Here is a 16,720-nt window from a genome sequence, read left to right as displayed (position 1 = left end):
AAAAGAATGAGTATTGCCGCACACATTAAAAGCGAATTACAACTCCCCACATCAGTCGTACAAGGCTATCTTCAGGATCTCTCGGATCAAGATTTAATGCGTCGTCCTGTCGAGAATGCGAATCACATTGCCTGGCAGCTAGGCCATCTGATCGTCGCCGAGCACGACCTCAACAATATGGTCTGTCCCGATTCGATGCCTGCCTTACCTGAAGGGTTTGCAGAAAAACATAGCAAGGAAACCGCATCCAGCGATAATCCCGGCGATTTCTGCACGAAGGACGAATATCTGAAATACATGGATGAACAACGGGCGGGGACATTGGCTTTACTGGATCGCTTGAGTGATGAAGAGCTTCAGGTGCCCGCTCCCGAACATCTCAAAATGTTTGGTGGTACGGTCGGCGCCGTCATTGCCGGACAGTCAGCACACTGGATGATGCACGCTGGTCAATGGGTGATTGTGCGTCGGCAACTTGGCAAAGAAGCGTTGTTTTAAGTCGGTTATATTCGGCCAACAGAACCGAACCTCTTGTATGCGTTTGACGATGTATACTTTATAGTGGAAAGTGCGTAATGAACTCGAAACCCTTTACTTGTGAGACAAACTTACAAGCGTCTCCAGAAAAAGTCTTTCAAGCGTTGACCAAAGACGTGAGCCAATGGTGGACCACTCACGCCGATGATGCCTCAAGCGTTGGTACGGAAGCGACATTCCGATTTGGTGAAACGTATAACACAATGTGTGTCAAAAAACTGACCCCGCAACAGACTGTGATCTGGGAGTGTATTGTGCAGAATCACGTGAACGATGATCTTTCTGTCAACGATGAATGGGTTGGCACCACTCTCCACTGGAACATCGAACCAACTAACAACGGATGCAAGCTAAGTTTCGTCCATGAAGGCTTAGTTCCTGAGTTGGAATGCTACGAAATTTGTGATGCGGGATGGAGTCACTTTATTCTAACCAGTCTTAAAAAATATGTGGAAACGGGAACAGGAGAGCCATTTACTCCATGAGAAGCCTCATCATTGACACTTAGTTCAATGTAAGCGAACTCAATTTAGCGTTAACTTGAAAAGGGAGATGAAACATGACAATCGAATTCACGGTTTCGGATATCATCCCGGCTTCACCACAAGCGGTCTACGACACATGGCTCGATAGCGAGGGACATACTAAGATGACGGGCAGCCCCGCTCATGCAACGGCGAAGGTAGGTGAGTCCTTCGATGCCTGGGAAGGACATATCACCGGCAAAAATCTTGAATTAGAACCGGGCAAACGGATCGTGCAATCGTGGCGAGCTGCAGATTATACCGAATCGGACGGGCTCTCTCAAATCGAAATCACTCTCGATCCTGTCGAAGGTGGTACGAAAATCACACTCACGCATAGCAATGTGCCAGATAATCAGACGGGGCATCAGGCCGGCTGGTTATCGCATTATTTCGAACCCATGAAGCACTATTTTGGCGGGAGCAAATAATCATGAAAAGAACCGTACTGGGAATCATTATTGCTGCCATCGTGCTTTATGTCTGGGGTTTTATCTATTGGGGCTTTGGACCTTACAGCACGATGATCTGGAAAAAATCAACAGATGACGTTGCCGCCGGGAAAGCACTGTTGGAATATTTTCCCCAAAACGGAACTTACTTTGTTCCCAGTTTTGACCAGGATCAGAAAACCGTTGAAACTCTTTATGAAGCAGGCCCCGTGGCCTTCGTTCATATGCTCTCAATCAATGGCAGTTCGATGGCCGACTTTTCGATTATGATCAAAGGATTTTTTTTGAACCTCGTCGTGATCATACTGATCGCCATTTTACTGAAACAAGTTTGCGCAGCACTTCCCAAGTATCTTGATCGCGTCAAATTTGTCGCTCTGGCAGGATTGATTTCAGCGATTTTCACTGACTTTGGCGATGCGGTCTGGTGGAAGCTCGACTGGCCGTGGGAACTCTATCAGGCGTTTTATGGATTCTCAGCCTGGCTGATCATTGGTTTGATCCTGGCAAAATTTATTGAACCGGAGATGAAACAAGATTCGCCAACATAATCTCACAGCTCATGCTCAGACTGATACCGACTCTACAAAGCCGGGAGGACGTCTCACTTGTGTTGCTTGCTCAAACGCGTAGGCGTAGCTGATCAGCTTGCCTTCCTGATAAGCGCCCGCGAAAAAAGAGAGTCCAATGGGAAGTCCGTGTACATAGCCTGCTGGAACCGTAATGTGCGGATAGCCAGCGAGTGCTGGAGGTGTGGAGCAGCCCGAGCTGCCACCGAGTTTGAGAATGTTGTCTCCCACGACAGGATCGATCACAAAGGCGGGCGTCCCCTCAGTGGGAGCAATAATCGCATCAAGCTGGTGCTCGTTCATCGCTTTGTCGATTCCATCGGTGCGCGAGAGACGATAGCACTCGGCTTTTGCTTCCAAATAAGCGGCATCGTTCAAGTCACCTTTCGCGTGTGCGATTTCTAACAGTTCCTGCTGGAAGAAAGGCATCACCTGCTCAGCATGATCTCGATTGAACTGAATCAACTCTGCAAGGTTCTTGACTTTCGCCCCCGGATGCTCGGCCAGATAGCAATTCACGCTTGCCTTAAACTCGTATAGGAACAGTTCCAGTTCGACTTCGCCAAACATGGGCAACGTACTTGCCTGGACAGGGTCGACGATGACCGCCCCCAATTCTTCGAGCTGTCGAATGGCGTTTTCAATGACGGCATCGGTACCTTCATGATCACCAAAACATTCGCGAGCGACGCCTAATCGGGCGCCTTTGATCATTGTAGTATCAAGAAACTGGCAATAGTCTTGTTCGCTCTGGTCGACACTGGACTGTGTCGCCGGATCGCGTGGGTCAACGCCAGTCAACGCAGTTAAGACCATAGCTACATCTGCCACACAGCGCGCCATCGGTCCTGCGGTATCCTGGGGAGAAGAAACACCAATGACCCCCGAACGACTCACGAGACCAACCGTTGGTTTGAGTCCCACGATGCTGTTAGTCGATGACGGGCGCACGATGGACCCATCGACTTCAGCACCAATGGCGGCGATACACAGATTGGCGGCTACTGCCACCGCCGATCCGGAACTGGAACCGAGCGGGCTACGGTCCAGAACATAGGGATTGCGTACCTGCCCGCCACGACTGCTCCAGCCACTGCATCCCCGTGTTGAACGCATATAGCCCCACTCGCTCATGTTTGTTTTTCCGAGCAAAACAGCACCGGCATCACGTAATTTTTCGACGAGAAACGCATCCTGTGGCGCAATATTACCTTCCAGTGCCAGTGAGCCAGCCGTTGTCTGCATCTTGTCTGCCGTGTCGATACTATCTTTAATCAGTATGGGTACACCATGCAGCGGACCGCGTGGACCACTTTGGTCTCGCTCTCGATCTAATGCTTTGGCTATTGTCAACGCATCCGGGTTAACCTCGATTACTGATCGTAGTGTGGGGCCAGCGGTATCAATCTCCGAAATGCGCTTCAGGAATTCTTCGCAGAGACTGACTGAAGTCCATTGCCCTTGATCAAACAAAGTCTGTAGGTCTGAGATTGTATATTCCGGCACTTCCATCAAGTTCTCTTTCTCAATGCGTGGATGAAAATGAGCTCATCTACAGAATTGACATTATACTAATTCAGCCAATCTTTCAGACTGATCAAACTCCAAATAAACAGAGTAAAAAAAGCGACGATTATAATTAGGCAACCCAGATCGCCCAGACTGATTGGTCGTCTTTCAGCACCAACGACGGCATGATAACGTATTAAATCTTCTAAGTTAGATTTGTCGTTCGGATGGCTACAATTTTCGCAAGGTGGTTCAATCTCAGAGTAGCGTAATTCAAGACATTGTGGACATTGAAAACATTTGCTGTAGGGTAGGTTACATTTAGGGCAAATCTTCACTTCAGTCTTTACATGTCTGATACCACATCCTGGACATCTTCCGCAACCAGGGCAAGCACTACGTTTTGGATCAATGTGTGCATCACAGCCAGGGCATATAATAAGGGGGAATTCGCTCATCAAGTAAATTCAGTCTATTATGTGTTTTCAAATTCACATTACAAAACGAAAAACAAGTTTACTTATTTTGCTGCTCTGGCTTTATTTTTCCTTACTCACATTCTCTTCAAACGTAATCAGATTTTTATCGCCATCACCAATGGCAAATTCTTTGGTGCCCCAGGACGTCTCTTCCAGCGGCGCGTTCGGATGCACTACGCCGAGTGGTTCGTACTCCTGATAGAGTTCGTCGATTCCCTTCACTACGATGCGGCAGCCACATTGAGTTGGTAACTCAGGATCCGAACACTGCCAGAGATGGATACAAACATCATCCCGTTTAACAATTGCATACGGTTCTTCACTGAGAAACGCGATTTCAAAGCCGAGCGTGTCCCGATAGAATTCAACAGCTTGTTTCACATCAGGAGATGGTAAAACAGGAACCCCCGTGCGAAATTGGGACTTTGATTGATCCATAGCAAGGGTGACCTCACTTGATTGAATACAGAATCAACAATTGAAAATGAGCTGACTCTGAGATGAATTCAGAGCCAGCTCATACATTTCTTTTTTTGGATGAGACTCAAAAATTATTGTGAAAAACGTTATGTGACGACGACCTTTGGATTGGATCCGTACGCGTTGTCACCTGCTTCACCCTCAATGATCATAAAGACCAGCAGAACGAGCCCACCAATGAGGGGAACAAACACGATCAAGATCCACCACCCGCTACGCCCTGTATCATGCAACCTGCGCACGGTAACAGCAATTCCGGGGATAAATACAAAGAGAGAATAGAGGACGGGCAGGGCCATCAGAATTGGTTCACCAACGGCTCCAACTAAGACATTGAGCACAATGGCAATAATAATGTTGAATAGAGTAAACATCCAGTACTCCATTCTGCGTGCACGGCCATTAAATTCTGCATACTTTTTTAAGACTCCCAGGTACCAGTTCATGTCATCGCCTTTCTTAAAGTGCTCCTAAGTTTCGTTTGGATGACTGCGGGTACAAAGTTGCAGTCTCGCTGGTAATACAACAAAGTCTCTCTACGATTGGCCCGATGAATTCACATCATACTGGTGGGATTTCGATTTTCAATTAAGAAATGGAGAAAATGAGGATTCCAACCCTATTTGTACCAACATGATAAGAGATCTCTACGCTCATGTGGTTGAGAAGAGGTCGCATGCGACCGGTCATGATTGACCTTTGAAAACGCTCCTATTGATCTGACCAAACCGCGTATTCATTTCCATTAGGATCACCAAAGTGAAATCGACGACCACCGGGAAACGAAAAGATCGGTTTGATGATCGAACCACCTGCGTTCTCTATCTTAGCGAGAGTCTGTTCGAGTTCTTTACTATAGAATACAATCAGAGCACTGCCGTTGTTTGTAGAAACCTTTAAATCGGATCGAAAAAAGCCACCATCAATGCCTTCGTTCGAAAAGGCTGTATAATCAGGACCAAAATCCTCGAAGGTCCAACCGAATACGGTTGTGAAAAATGACTTAGTTGCCGGAATGTCTTTTGCGGGAAATTCGACGTAATTAATTTTTTCATGTTCAAGCATTATCTGATTCCTGAAAATAGATCATACCTCAATGTGATGATGAATGTCTGTCAGTTAGTTTGATTCGCTAGCCGTAAACTTGAGTCTCATGATTTGATTCCCTGTTGGCTCATGAATAGATTCTTTAAGGGGTTGAAAGCCATAACGGGCGTAGAATTTTTGGCCGATTGTGTTTTCTTTAAACACTTCGACTTCGAGGTCACCCCGTAATTCCTGGGCCTTATCCATCAATGCTTTTCCGGCACCCGTCCCGTGAAACTCAGGTTTTACAAAAATCGCTCCGACTTCGTTACCGAGTAACGCGATAAAACCAAAAACTTGCCCGCCCTGCTCTATCACCCAGGTTTCCGCATTAGGCAGATACAGATTCGGAATGTTGTCACGCTCCTGCTCCAAAAATTCGTCGGTCAGAAAAGGATGTGCGAGGCGTGATGCACTTTCCCAGACATACAGAAGATCGTTCAAATCCTCTGCCTGATATTCACGAATGATGCGGTCCATCTGATTTCCATTATGTAGTTTACTGAAGGGAGTCTCGGAAAGAATTAGATGTGTGTTATGACATGTTATGCGCTACTGTCAATGCACGTGCATCGAAAAAGTTTATATCTATATATGTAGATGGAAATTTACTGAGTTTCAAAAGGCCAGGGATCTTCCATTCCGGACTCTATCCACTCAGTAAGTCGCATCCATATTTCTTTTTGTTTCTTGTAAGCGTCTGAATCGTAAGGTTCATTATGGGCCAGCTGCAAAAAAATCTCGCGAGCCTGTTGTGGATCGGGGCTCTTTTGATAGATTCGCTTCTGAACGGTGTGACCGAGTGGGAGATAGACAAGGGGGCCAGTAGATAGGCTTGAACTTTGCAACATCCATGTTTTGAGACCGTAGAAGGTTTTGCCTTCCATGTAGCTCGTTTGCACCCAGACATGTTGATGTTCTGTTTCCACATTTGCCTGATACCAGTCACTGCTAGTAGTAGGCCGATTCCAGCTATAGAGAGGCAAGCCCAATCCCATAATTCGCCATTTGGTATGGAACATACTACAGATCGCGCAACGAAAATAGGTTTCACTAATCACCGGAAACAGCAGCAGAAACAGGATCGCAATTACTAGCAATATCTTCCTGCGCCACTTGCGATATTTTTGATCCGAAGTACTTGATGCTTTTTCAGATTTTTCGTGTTCGGTCATTTAACGAGACCTCTACAATGAAATCCAAAGATAGCCTATATGATCTCACGCAAATTATACCAATAATCTGTAACTTATCTGATGGATCAGAGATTGTCCACAACTTAATTACAATGAGCAGGGGAATTAAAAAAGGCTTGATACAGAATCAGAGACTGCATCAAGCCTGTTGTTTTCATAATCTTAAGGCACTTATTTTTTATGGTGCTTGGAAAAATGTTCTGACAGATAATCGCGTCCGAAATCGCCATCAAATTCGCGCCAGACGGCATGGACGTGGTTGGCATTGTTCTGCGTATTTGCAAATTCGATCAGGAATGTTTTGGATTGGATGCGGTAATAATGGAATTCGCCGCGTTTCTTTCCGCCACTCCAGGCGAAATACAAATCGCTGCCATCCTTGATTCTCCCTTTGTAGCGCGTGCCATTGAGAATCTCTGGACGAAAGCGGGTTGTATAGACATTGACCAGATTCAAGAGTTTTTTCTGTTGCGATGGATCAAGGTCCGCAAAGCTGATCCCCTTGAAGGTAAACAGTCCCCGGTCGGCTTTGGGTTCATCGGTGGTCAGCACTTCTTTGATGACACTCTTCTGCAAGAGCTTCTTATCCATGGCAGACGTATCAATCGTCGCAATGGCCATCTGGTCGTTGTCGAATGACTGAATCAAGCTGAGAGCCAATGTCTGCTCCTTCTCAAGCACCTCGACGCCAGCTAAATTTCCTGAGGTGATTTTGCCAGGATTGGATCCGAAGAAGGAAGGTGTGACAGAAAATTTCTTCCCATCAATAATCGTGACGTTTACAGAGAGGTGATGACCTTCAAAACGCCAGCCCCAAGTTCCTTTTGGATTGGGCTTTCCAAAAATGGAAACATAATAAAGTTCGGGATCGCGATAGTCTTTGCCTTCAATATCATACAGGACTTTTTCCAAAGCACGAATTGACATCATTTCCAGATAGCCACGGTTCGACAGCGCCGTCGCAGGCAATGCAAGGGCAAAGATACGTTGTTGTGGCGTCATCTGACCGATGGTCAATCCTTTGCGGCCGTCTGGCTTGATGACAAAATCAGGCACAAAGTGCCATTTGCTGCGTTGTTCATCGTCGAATTTAAATGTGGCCTGTGCCCGTTGTTCTTTCGAAAGCGAGGCCAACCAGCGCTTGGCAACCGCCGCCATTTCCGCACTGGCTTTGGAAATTTGAGCTTTTTGCCATTTGTTGCTCGGCTCGGCAGAAGATGCCTGACTGACACTCATCAGGCTGAAACTAAGGCATGTCATCAGGACAAATCCTGAATAAAAATGGTGAGTCTTCAAGGTGCAATTCCTCATGATAAAGAGAGTAAACAGAATTGTCCGGTAATCACGTTCACACGTATAACAAAAGTGGATAACGAACTCTGAAACGCATTTTCGTTATCTTATCATAGTAGAAGGAGAGCGAGTAGTAATTCGGGGGTTAGAAGCAACTGGATTTACAAATGCTTTTTCCTGATAATCCTAAATGAAATTACTGACGCACGCTGGTAGTGAGGTCCAATTACCTGCCATAAATTTTTTTTACTCTTTCTTTTTTCTTGCGAATTGTTAGTAATAATTTTCAAATTGAGCGAATAACAGAACAGATTCGATTTGGACATATCCAAATCTGTATAAGGAGTTACAACTTTCTCTTAAAAAACGAAGGATAATTAAGCAAAAAAGGGAACAGAGTGTCTCTTTAAAATGTCTAACAAGACCAGAATCATTCGGAAAGATTTGTTTTCTATCCGGAATTTGCAATTGTGACACCTGAAAAATTGACTCTTTCGCGGGCACCGAAAGTGGGAGTTGGCTAAATTGAAAGACATGCTCACCACATTTTCATCGATCATCATAATTCTGTTTTGCTTCTCACTCTTTTATGTTAGTGATGAGGCAGAAACGAACAAAGAAAAATCGGCCGCTTTAAGGGAGCACAACGCCCGCTTTCAACATGGGCAACATCCCCTCGCTAAAACCAAGATGTTTACGCGCGTACAATCTGTGAGCTTGAAAAAGGGAATCTTGATGTTTGTGACCTCAGATCCAGACGGTCTCAATGAACACTTTTTCCTGCTTCGCGATAAGAATGTGATCCTGGCCAAAAAACCTGCTATCGGTATGCCCCGAAATTCGATCAAGTTCGAAGACGATGGCCATAATACCCTGGTTGTCACCATCCCCGATTCGTTTGATATCGATCTCTTAACCGCGATGTCATCAGATTAATCTATCTCCAGGTTGATTTCAGCGTCACCATAACCAATTGGACCAAGAATAACAGCGCAGAATCGCCGGGATTCAAATGCGTGCGCGCTCTAATTAATTCTCGAATTAATCGAAATTGAGTGATCCCTTACTATGCACGATACGTTCTCTTTGTGTCGGGAGAGGTCTGCCCAAAAACACATTGAGGTCAGCCGTGATTGAATCAATGAACGAAGCTCAACTTGTCAAAGACGAGTATGAAGCAGCTGTTCGCAAATACAATAAAAGCACTTCGATCTCTGGTTTTATCATGATGTTTTTCATGCTTCTTCCCCCATTATTGGGTTTGATATTCATCGAAGATCTTTACGAAAGAGATACAACGCAAAACTGCGCTGAACATCGTCTGTGGATAGGAATTGGGTTAGGTCTCTATCTCTTAATTTCATTTATTCTGCCAATAACCTGCGTCATATTCTATGACAATCGATTAAAACGCAATCTGAAGTTAAACTGTCCGCTTTGTGATGCGTTTATAGGAATGGAAAATAAAAGTATTCACATATCGAAAACAGGCATGTGCCATCAATGTAAAGAAATGTTATTTGAGGGAGAACTCGCTTCGAAGGAAGAAGCCCTTCAATATTACTATCAACTTGAAGTTGATGAAATTCAAAAAACAAAAGCGGAGATGAAGTTTACCGCTCGATTTTCCATTCTGGCGTCAATCTTAACACTCATTCCCAGTTTGATGATTTACCTCTGGACAAAAAGGATCAATGAATCAATGGGAGAAGCAGGTCCTTCGATTGGTAAATTCTTATTCCCATTTTTGATTGTATCTCTGTTTTTTTGTTTTTTTTCAAGGTTAATACTCAAAGATTGTGAGAGGCGCGACGAAGAACTAAGAAAAACAGCACACGAAATGAATTTTCATAACCTTAAGACCGAGAACAAAAATTAGACATTCAAAATGAAACGGGTATCATTTTAAATATGGAGTACCTGAGACAGGAGATCATAAAATGAGTGGAGTCGCGACTTATCGGCATACACAAAAGGCACCGCTGGGTTTGCTCGTGTATGCGGTTGCCATCGGAATGTTTCTGGGCGCGTGGTTTACTGATCTGCAATCGGTGAGTTTCATTTTAGTGTTGGTGGGTTCCCTGATTTTGATATTGGGATCGGCATTTCAACAACTGACGATAGAAGACGAAGCCGACCAGATTGCGATTCGCTTCGGCCCGTTACCGCTCTTTCGTAAAAGCGTGCGTTACGATGACATTACCGATGTCGAGGTGGGGCGAACCACATTCATTGAAGGCTGGGGGATTCATATGAGTCCGCGGGGCGGTCTGGTCTGGAACCTGTGGGGACGTGACTGTGTGGTGCTGAAGTTGCGAAACAGTGTTCTGCGGGTTGGTACCGACGACGCCGAAAACCTGGCTTCCTTTGTGAACAAGCGACTGCAAAATTAATGCATCCTAGTTTGTACACGCCATCAACAGAGTTCATGAATTTTGTGTAAAATTGACTCTCCTCCACTTGTTCCGCAGCCTGAATTGATCGACATTTCCTAAAGTCAAAGCAGATTACTTTACCTTGCTCTTTATCAGGAATGATCATCTTGAATCGATTCAAAATCCTGGCTGCTGCGCTCACAGTCTCCGCATTTCTTTATACACAACAACGCTCCGTCTTTGCCTGGAATTCTACCGGTCACCGGATCATCGCTTATATTACCTATAATCAACTGGAGCCCTCTGTCCGACAGGCAATGGTTGAGTTATTGAAGCAACATCCGCGCTTTGAAAAAGACTTTCAAAGTAAAATGCCGGATGTTATTAAAGAGCGTAACGCAGCAACTCAAAACAGATGGATTTTCATGCATGCTGCCACGTGGCCAGATATTGCCAGAGGATTCAATAAAGCGGACCGCGAAAAATATCACCACGGCACCTGGCATTATATTAACAAGCCGCTTTATCTCGACCCTGCTTCAGAACTAGCCCTGAGCGCCAAACTTCCTGTAAACCTCTCAACAAGTTCGGAAGATGGAACCGAGGTCCTAAAGTTTAATGTGCTTCAAGCACTGGAATTTTGTGTCAAGCAAATGAACGATCCCGCCGTCAGTCCAGCTGATAAAGCCGTTTCTTTATGCTGGATCATGCACCTGTGTGGTGACATTCACCAGCCTTTACATTCAACAGCCTTATTCGCTAAAAAGACATTTCCAGAAGGCGACCGGGGAGGTAATCTCATTCGTTTCAAACACTCGAACCTGCATTCACAATGGGATCGTTTACTGGGAACGAGTTGGAAATATTCAGACATTGCCAGTAAAGCAATCGGCATTTCACATGATCCCGCTCTGAAACAACGCGGCAAAGCTGCAACACAGAAAATGGCATTTGAAACGTGGAGCGACGAGAGCCATGTTTTGGCCATAGAGCATGTTTACTCCCCTCAAATACTCGCAGCCGTGAAGTCAGCAGAGGCAAAAGGAACCAATCTCAAAAAATTACCACAGTTACCACAGTCTTATTTCCAGAATGGCGGAACGATTGCCTCCCAGCGGGCCGCCCAGGCGGGCTGGCGATTGGCTGCGGTCATTAACAGCGTGCAGTAATCATCAGGAGCAATCATCCCTCTCATGCGTGAAATCATTCCCCAAACATTATGGATCGGAAATGCACGCGATGCCAGGGATGTGAAAGGCGTATTGGATCTTGGGATCTCTGCCATCATCGATCTGGCGATGGAAGAACCGCCAATCACATTCCCCAGAGAGATCGTCTATTGCCGTCTGCCATTGATTGACGGGGAAGAAAATCATCCACCGGTGTTACAAACGGCCATTGAAACTCTGATGCGATTCATTCAGGTTGAGGAACCAACTCTGGTCGCCTGTAGCGGTGGCATGAGCCGCTCGCCGGCCATCGTGGCAGCCGCTCTGTCCAAAATCAATGCGATAAGTTTCGATCAAACCATTAAACAAATCGCTGCTACCGGACCGTGCGACGTGGCACCCGGACTGTGGAACGAGATTCAGGCATTGCTGGAATTGAACAAGTAGCTAAGGACAAGCTTTTCACATCTTGGTTTTTTCTCGTTCCTTTGCTGCGTTTTCATTCCTCATTTCTTTCTCACTGCCCAGAGTGTACATAGGAACTTACAATCGATGTTTTACACAAAAATAACATAAATATGTCATTGTTCCGATTGAAATGGCCCGCATTTCTATAAACCATGGATGACATAAGCAGGCACTTCCCAGTACACAATAATCTATTGATGAAAAGGGAGTACCGTATGCGCTCAAAACAACAATGGTTACTTGCCGTATTCTGTTTGACGTTTCTGTCAACATCACCTGTCGCCGCACAACAGCTCAAAGAAATGGGTGTCCTTGCCACCGGTGTTCTCAGCCGGACACGTATTGGAGGTGGGGATTTTCAATCAGGTGACATGATTTACGTCACCGCCTTTCATCCTGCCAATTCGGGCAAAATTTACGTTTCGGCTCACATGGAGTATCTCGACAAAAATAAGAAATGGAGTCCTGTCCCGACCAAAGGCGACACCGAATTGGGACAGGAATACACGTCAGGCAACTTTCCCGGTTTGCGAGACTACGTGAAATTTGAAGGCAGTAATTCCAATCACACTCGGCATATTTGTTTATTCATGCCTTACAAGGCCGCTGACCTTCCCGTCAACAAAAAATACACACGCCGCTATTCTCTTCGTGTCTGGGACGATAACAATGAACCGGTGGAAAGAACCATTCTCACTCCCGAACTGATTGCCACAACCCGGGATGAAAATGGAAACTTTGTGATGACCACTGTTACCGCCAAAGCCTGTTCCTCTATGCCGGCTCCAAAGAATGTCGATCCAGTCCCGGAATCAAAAAATTCTGGACTACTTCGTTTCTTCGATACCAAATCAGGTTCTTTTGTTTGTCCCGCAAGCGAATAATAAGTAATGAATATACGAACGAATCAAAAAATTTCGAAGCGGCTGATTTATTTTTTCTTTTGGTCCTGTGCCGCCTGTTTCCTGTTATTAGGGATCTCGTATGTGATCGCGCTCAGAGTCCCATTAAGTACTCCGGACCTTTCGGATAAAGTAATCATTACAAAGCTTACGTTTGCTTCGCTGGGAATCCTGTTTGGTATTCTCCAGGTGTTTTTAGGAATCTTATTAGCCTTAATCGGAGTGACTATCGATTACGATATTGATGCGACGGTCGGTCCCACCAAGTTAAAACTGGTATCTACTTCGCCTGGAATCCTTTTAATCCTTGTTGGAAATTTGCTGTTTGGTTTTTCCTTGATGCGGGAGTTTGAAGTTTCTCAAACGAAAGGTTACCGAGAGCCTAATAAACCTAAAATTGTCGATGCACAACAGGGAAAAGTATCGGGGCCTGACACGTTACGTGGTAAAGGTGGTGTTGAATAAAACTGGTTCTCGTTCCTAAATCTGCTCACCAATAAACACCGGCTCACGCTGGTAGCCGGTCATGACCTCGTAATAGTGCGAGGCTGGTTGCAGCAGCATATAGATGTAAGGACGTTGCCGCTGGTCGTGGATGACGATGCCTTTGATGCCTTGCGGAATTTGAAACCAGACGCCGCGCTCCAGGCCAAAGCTGCCGAGGATCTCTGCCGGCTCGGGTGAGAAGTGCGACCATGCTCCAGATTGAAGTGTTGACAGTTCACCCCACCAGGCAACCGGAACATTTTTCTCTCGGTCGCGATTGCCCCACGACATGATATGAACCTCACCCTGATAGAAAACGGGGAGCAAAGGAAACCGATGCCGTTGCATAAACAGAATTTCTTTTTCTGCCTGCTCTGAGCGTTGAATCAATCGTTCTTCCAAATTGTACTTTTTAATGAGCTTTTCCGGTACAGCGTGCCTGCCAACCGTAATTCCGGTACACATTTTTTAAAAACACATCTTTCCTGATATATCACAAATATCATAATTATGGGTTGCATCGTGATAAATTTCCTGCAGTGGCAGAGTCTCCGCACTCCGCACCGCAAACCTGCCGAGCTTTTGATTAATCTCCCGTTTCAGTTTATCGAGTGGACTTTGTGGTTCTTCAAAAAACAATGACTTTTGTACCTTGTCGCGCCAGGTCAACTCTTCCGCGATAATATGCATGTGGCTGATGGGGTGAGTTCGCGGGGCGGCTTCCAACATCGGCATGACGGCATCATAAAATGTTCTGAACGAGGCAGAGGGTGCTGCCAGAGGAGTACGCCCCAGCCAAAGGGCCGTCTTGTTGGCATCAATTTGTAAACTGATCTGACCGGCATAGACCTGATGATGGTCGAGCGCTTCGATCAGTCGTTCGATGTTTCGCACCGCCCAGGCACGAATCCGATCTTGATCTTTGGTCTTCCCGCCACACGAACCGCCGCGGGCAATGGCTTTGTGAGGTGGTCGTTGTGTCTGGATCGGATTAACGGCTTCTCCCCGCAGTTCCCACCACAGGGCTTCCCCTTTGATCGTGAGCAAGTCGCGGATCATGAGCCGATCTGCCTTGCGGTAGTCCCAGCAGGTACGAATATTGTGCTCTTTCAGTTTGCGTTCACTTTTGCTACCGATGCCACACAATTCCCCAACCGATTGACTATGCAAAAAGACTTCGCAATCACTATCAAGCACACGCACACCAAACGGCTTTGCGGAATCGCTACCTAGCTTGGCAATCGTACGGGACGGCGCGATACCAATGGAAACCGGTATGCCGATTTCGTCCTGGACCAGTGTTTGCAGCATCTGAGCCGCATCGAAAAGAGGGAGATCAAAATAGCGTTCGAGCTCGGAAGCATCGAAAAACATTTCATCAACGCTGTAATATTCAACTGAGGGACTGAGCGTTTTGAGAAGGTTCAACAACTGTCGCGAGATCGTTTCATACCAACGAAAATCACGCTTTACATAGACGGCATGCGGGCAAAGTTTTTTGGCTTGCCAGATCGGCTGACCGACCTTCACGCCGTACGCTTTGAGCTCATAACTCTTGGCAATCACACACGCACCCTGATTGCCAAGCACGCCGCAGGGAACTCCTCGCAATCCGTAACTTCTTATTCTCTCGCAGCTTACATAAAAGCAGTCCGAGTCAATATGACCGATCAAACTAGTGCCCATGCGGGCATAGTAGCATAATTTTTACAGAGATCTACTGTACAGTAACGGGTTTTTATGGGGGTGGGAAATACTTATGGCAATTCAAGATTAAAAATCAGATCTTTGTAGTCCGTCATCTGATTGCCAGCGAGGGTCATTTTGAGATTCTTCGATTTTGGAGTCCAATCGCCGAAGAGTAATACATCAGTAGTCGGTTCTAAGGGAAGCATTTCTCTGTTGAGTGTCCTGCCATCGAAACCAAAGCGAATCGGAATAATAGTGGAAGTGTTGCCATGCTCATCTCTGATATAGGAAAAGAAATCGGTCGAACCGACATCAGACCAGCCAGGAGCAAAAGAGTGATACCATAATCTTTTCTGCTCCTGCAAATTATGAATTTTTAAGAAAACTTGAAATGTAGTTTCTACTGAAGAATTCTTAACTTTATCAGTTTTGAAATCAGTAATTTCAATCGAAAATCGATCGGTCTGGTAGAAGTTCCCATTAACTACAATCTGCTCATTACTGCTTGCAAAAACATTTTTTGGTTCGGTAAATTTACAATAGACCATGAAAGAGAGCAAACAAGAAAAGTGGTGTGCGGTAAACGGTCTTCATGGTGTTTCAGCCTGTTTGATTCAACCTTCCAGATTATTTATAAAATAGAATAAATTAACTCTAAAGTACATCATATCAGCCCGCAGCAGCAATACACGCATCGTATTCGTTTCGTGCTGACGTCAGTGTGTCGTTAAGCCATTTTGTATCACGGTAGTGTTTGCTTCCCTTGCTGTTGAATAATTTCTTGGCCAGCGTTACTTTGTCCCGTAACCGTTTTTTGCATTCCTTAATTCGTTTTTCATCACGTTCAGGATTCACTTCGACAATTTCAGCAACGGTTTGATCAACTTCCCTTTCAAGTGCATCAAGTTGTTCGCGTGTCAGCTCGGCTTCTTCCTTTTCTGATTTCGTGGAGACTGTAGGCATCGGCTTCAATTCCTGTTCAACGGAAGGCGAACAGGAAGCTGCAAAACAGATTGCGAAAAGCGTGATAAAGACAGTGCGATTTCTGCAAGTTGAGTCATTGATCATCACAATTCTCCCCTAAAAACATGCCTGCCTTTTGCGGTGAATTAATCAAATCCAACGTACAAACTTAAAAGTGTACAAATCAAGTCTAAAGTGGCAAATCTGAAAACTGGATGGTAGAATCATGGGGATAGAAAGGAAATCAGAGACATTGAGTTCTGAATTGCATGGAGAGAAGGTGTATTTGAATGATTGAAACTCCACAATGCCCTGATTGTGAAAAACCAATGGAAAAAGGATTCATTCCTGAGCACACTCACTATGGCGCAGTCCAGCCGCTGTGGCATCCGGGCGATCCAGAAAAACAGACATTCTTTGGGATGAAACTTAAGAATAGTTATCTCAAAATTGAAGCGACCGAAACTCGCAAAGTGATCTCTTACAGATGCTCTGAATGTGGACTACTGCGGTCTTATGCGGAGTAAAAGGTCTACTAGCACT

Annotated in this window: 23 protein-coding genes; 12 read left to right on the top strand and 11 right to left on the bottom strand. The window is 45.5% G+C overall.

Going from position 1 to position 16,720, the window contains the following annotated elements; translation table 11 throughout:
- Positions 1–6: 6 nt before the first annotated feature.
- The 4 genes from V144x_RS09220 (at position 7) to V144x_RS09205 (ending at position 2,064) form a co-directional block, all read left to right on the top strand.
- Complete coding sequence (locus tag V144x_RS09220) at positions 7–498, top strand: DinB family protein (RefSeq protein ID WP_144984601.1); 492 nt, start codon at positions 7–9, stop codon at positions 496–498.
- A gap of 77 nt (positions 499–575) precedes the next feature.
- Positions 576–1,022 (top strand): SRPBCC family protein, encoded by a 447-nt coding sequence (locus V144x_RS09215; RefSeq protein WP_144984598.1) that lies wholly within the window; start codon positions 576–578, stop codon positions 1,020–1,022.
- A 74-nt stretch (positions 1,023–1,096) separates the two neighbouring features.
- Positions 1,097–1,492, top strand: a complete 396-nt coding sequence (locus V144x_RS09210) for an SRPBCC domain-containing protein (protein WP_144984595.1) — start codon at positions 1,097–1,099, stop codon at positions 1,490–1,492.
- 2 nt (positions 1,493–1,494) lie between these two features.
- Positions 1,495–2,064, top strand: coding sequence for a hypothetical protein (locus V144x_RS09205; protein WP_144984592.1), 570 nt, complete (start codon positions 1,495–1,497; stop codon positions 2,062–2,064).
- Between the two features lie 15 nt (positions 2,065–2,079).
- Here V144x_RS09205 and V144x_RS09200 read toward each other — a convergent pair whose 3' ends face one another.
- From V144x_RS09200 to V144x_RS09170, 7 genes are all read right to left on the bottom strand, one after another.
- The gene (locus tag V144x_RS09200; RefSeq protein ID WP_144984589.1) at positions 2,080–3,594 is read right to left on the bottom strand and encodes an amidase; all 1,515 of its coding nucleotides are present in this window, start codon (positions 3,592–3,594) and stop codon (positions 2,080–2,082) included.
- 536 nt (positions 3,595–4,130) lie between these two features.
- On the bottom strand, positions 4,131–4,508 hold the full coding sequence (locus tag V144x_RS09195; protein WP_144984586.1) for a bleomycin resistance protein: 378 nt from the start codon (positions 4,506–4,508) through the stop codon (positions 4,131–4,133).
- 128 nt (positions 4,509–4,636) lie between these two features.
- Positions 4,637–4,996 carry a DUF805 domain-containing protein gene (locus V144x_RS09190; RefSeq protein ID WP_144984583.1) on the bottom strand — a complete coding sequence of 120 codons (360 nt, stop codon included), beginning with the start codon at positions 4,994–4,996 and terminating at the stop codon, positions 4,637–4,639.
- A 265-nt stretch (positions 4,997–5,261) separates the two neighbouring features.
- Entirely contained in the window at positions 5,262–5,615 is a 354-nt protein-coding gene (locus V144x_RS09185; protein ID WP_144984580.1) for a VOC family protein, read from the bottom strand.
- Positions 5,616–5,669: 54 nt separating this feature from the next.
- Positions 5,670–6,116, bottom strand: a complete 447-nt coding sequence (locus tag V144x_RS09180; RefSeq protein ID WP_144984577.1) for a GNAT family N-acetyltransferase — start codon at positions 6,114–6,116, stop codon at positions 5,670–5,672.
- Positions 6,117–6,244: 128 nt separating this feature from the next.
- Positions 6,245–6,811 carry a hypothetical protein gene (locus tag V144x_RS09175; RefSeq protein WP_144984574.1) on the bottom strand — a complete coding sequence of 189 codons (567 nt, stop codon included), beginning with the start codon at positions 6,809–6,811 and terminating at the stop codon, positions 6,245–6,247.
- Between the two features lie 192 nt (positions 6,812–7,003).
- Positions 7,004–8,092, bottom strand: coding sequence for a DUF3500 domain-containing protein (locus V144x_RS09170; RefSeq protein WP_197998835.1), 1,089 nt, complete (start codon positions 8,090–8,092; stop codon positions 7,004–7,006).
- A gap of 558 nt (positions 8,093–8,650) precedes the next feature.
- On the opposite strand from V144x_RS09170, the gene V144x_RS09165 reads away from it, so the two are divergent.
- The 7 genes from V144x_RS09165 to V144x_RS09135 all read left to right on the top strand — a co-directional run bounded on the left by V144x_RS09165 (position 8,651) and on the right by V144x_RS09135 (position 13,504).
- Positions 8,651–9,061 (top strand): hypothetical protein, encoded by a 411-nt coding sequence (locus V144x_RS09165; RefSeq protein ID WP_144984568.1) that lies wholly within the window; start codon positions 8,651–8,653, stop codon positions 9,059–9,061.
- A 205-nt stretch (positions 9,062–9,266) separates the two neighbouring features.
- On the top strand, positions 9,267–10,004 hold the full coding sequence (locus V144x_RS09160) for a hypothetical protein (protein WP_144984565.1): 738 nt from the start codon (positions 9,267–9,269) through the stop codon (positions 10,002–10,004).
- 61 nt (positions 10,005–10,065) lie between these two features.
- Complete coding sequence (locus V144x_RS09155; RefSeq protein WP_144984562.1) at positions 10,066–10,518, top strand: hypothetical protein; 453 nt, start codon at positions 10,066–10,068, stop codon at positions 10,516–10,518.
- Between the two features lie 149 nt (positions 10,519–10,667).
- Positions 10,668–11,669: a S1/P1 nuclease gene (locus V144x_RS09150; RefSeq protein WP_197998834.1), complete on the top strand. Its 1,002-nt coding sequence runs from the start codon at positions 10,668–10,670 to the stop codon at positions 11,667–11,669.
- A 24-nt stretch (positions 11,670–11,693) separates the two neighbouring features.
- Complete coding sequence (locus V144x_RS09145; RefSeq protein WP_144984556.1) at positions 11,694–12,116, top strand: dual specificity protein phosphatase family protein; 423 nt, start codon at positions 11,694–11,696, stop codon at positions 12,114–12,116.
- Between the two features lie 236 nt (positions 12,117–12,352).
- Complete coding sequence (locus V144x_RS09140) at positions 12,353–13,021, top strand: hypothetical protein (protein WP_144984553.1); 669 nt, start codon at positions 12,353–12,355, stop codon at positions 13,019–13,021.
- A 6-nt stretch (positions 13,022–13,027) separates the two neighbouring features.
- Positions 13,028–13,504 carry a hypothetical protein gene (locus V144x_RS09135; protein ID WP_144984550.1) on the top strand — a complete coding sequence of 159 codons (477 nt, stop codon included), beginning with the start codon at positions 13,028–13,030 and terminating at the stop codon, positions 13,502–13,504.
- A gap of 15 nt (positions 13,505–13,519) precedes the next feature.
- Here the strand turns inward: V144x_RS09135 and V144x_RS09130 are convergent, their stop codons facing one another.
- The 4 genes from V144x_RS09130 to V144x_RS09115 all read right to left on the bottom strand — a co-directional run bounded on the left by V144x_RS09130 (position 13,520) and on the right by V144x_RS09115 (position 16,282).
- A complete protein-coding gene (locus V144x_RS09130) occupies positions 13,520–13,990 on the bottom strand; it encodes a hypothetical protein (protein ID WP_144984547.1) in 471 nt (156 codons plus the stop codon).
- 3 nt (positions 13,991–13,993) lie between these two features.
- The gene (locus V144x_RS09125) at positions 13,994–15,211 is read right to left on the bottom strand and encodes a DNA polymerase Y family protein (RefSeq protein WP_197998833.1); all 1,218 of its coding nucleotides are present in this window, start codon (positions 15,209–15,211) and stop codon (positions 13,994–13,996) included.
- A gap of 71 nt (positions 15,212–15,282) precedes the next feature.
- Entirely contained in the window at positions 15,283–15,579 is a 297-nt protein-coding gene (locus V144x_RS28675; RefSeq protein WP_232102770.1) for a hypothetical protein, read from the bottom strand.
- Between the two features lie 304 nt (positions 15,580–15,883).
- Complete coding sequence (locus V144x_RS09115) at positions 15,884–16,282, bottom strand: hypothetical protein (RefSeq protein WP_144984541.1); 399 nt, start codon at positions 16,280–16,282, stop codon at positions 15,884–15,886.
- 185 nt (positions 16,283–16,467) lie between these two features.
- Between V144x_RS09115 and V144x_RS09110 the strand changes: the two genes are divergently transcribed.
- Complete coding sequence (locus V144x_RS09110; protein WP_144984538.1) at positions 16,468–16,704, top strand: PF20097 family protein; 237 nt, start codon at positions 16,468–16,470, stop codon at positions 16,702–16,704.
- Positions 16,705–16,720: the final 16 nt, after the last annotated feature.

Source organism: Gimesia aquarii (genome assembly GCF_007748195.1).
Classification (GTDB): domain Bacteria; phylum Planctomycetota; class Planctomycetia; order Planctomycetales; family Planctomycetaceae; genus Gimesia; species Gimesia aquarii.
The sequence above is the reverse complement of the archived record's forward strand: the minus strand, read 5'-3'. Positions and strand labels throughout refer to the sequence as shown.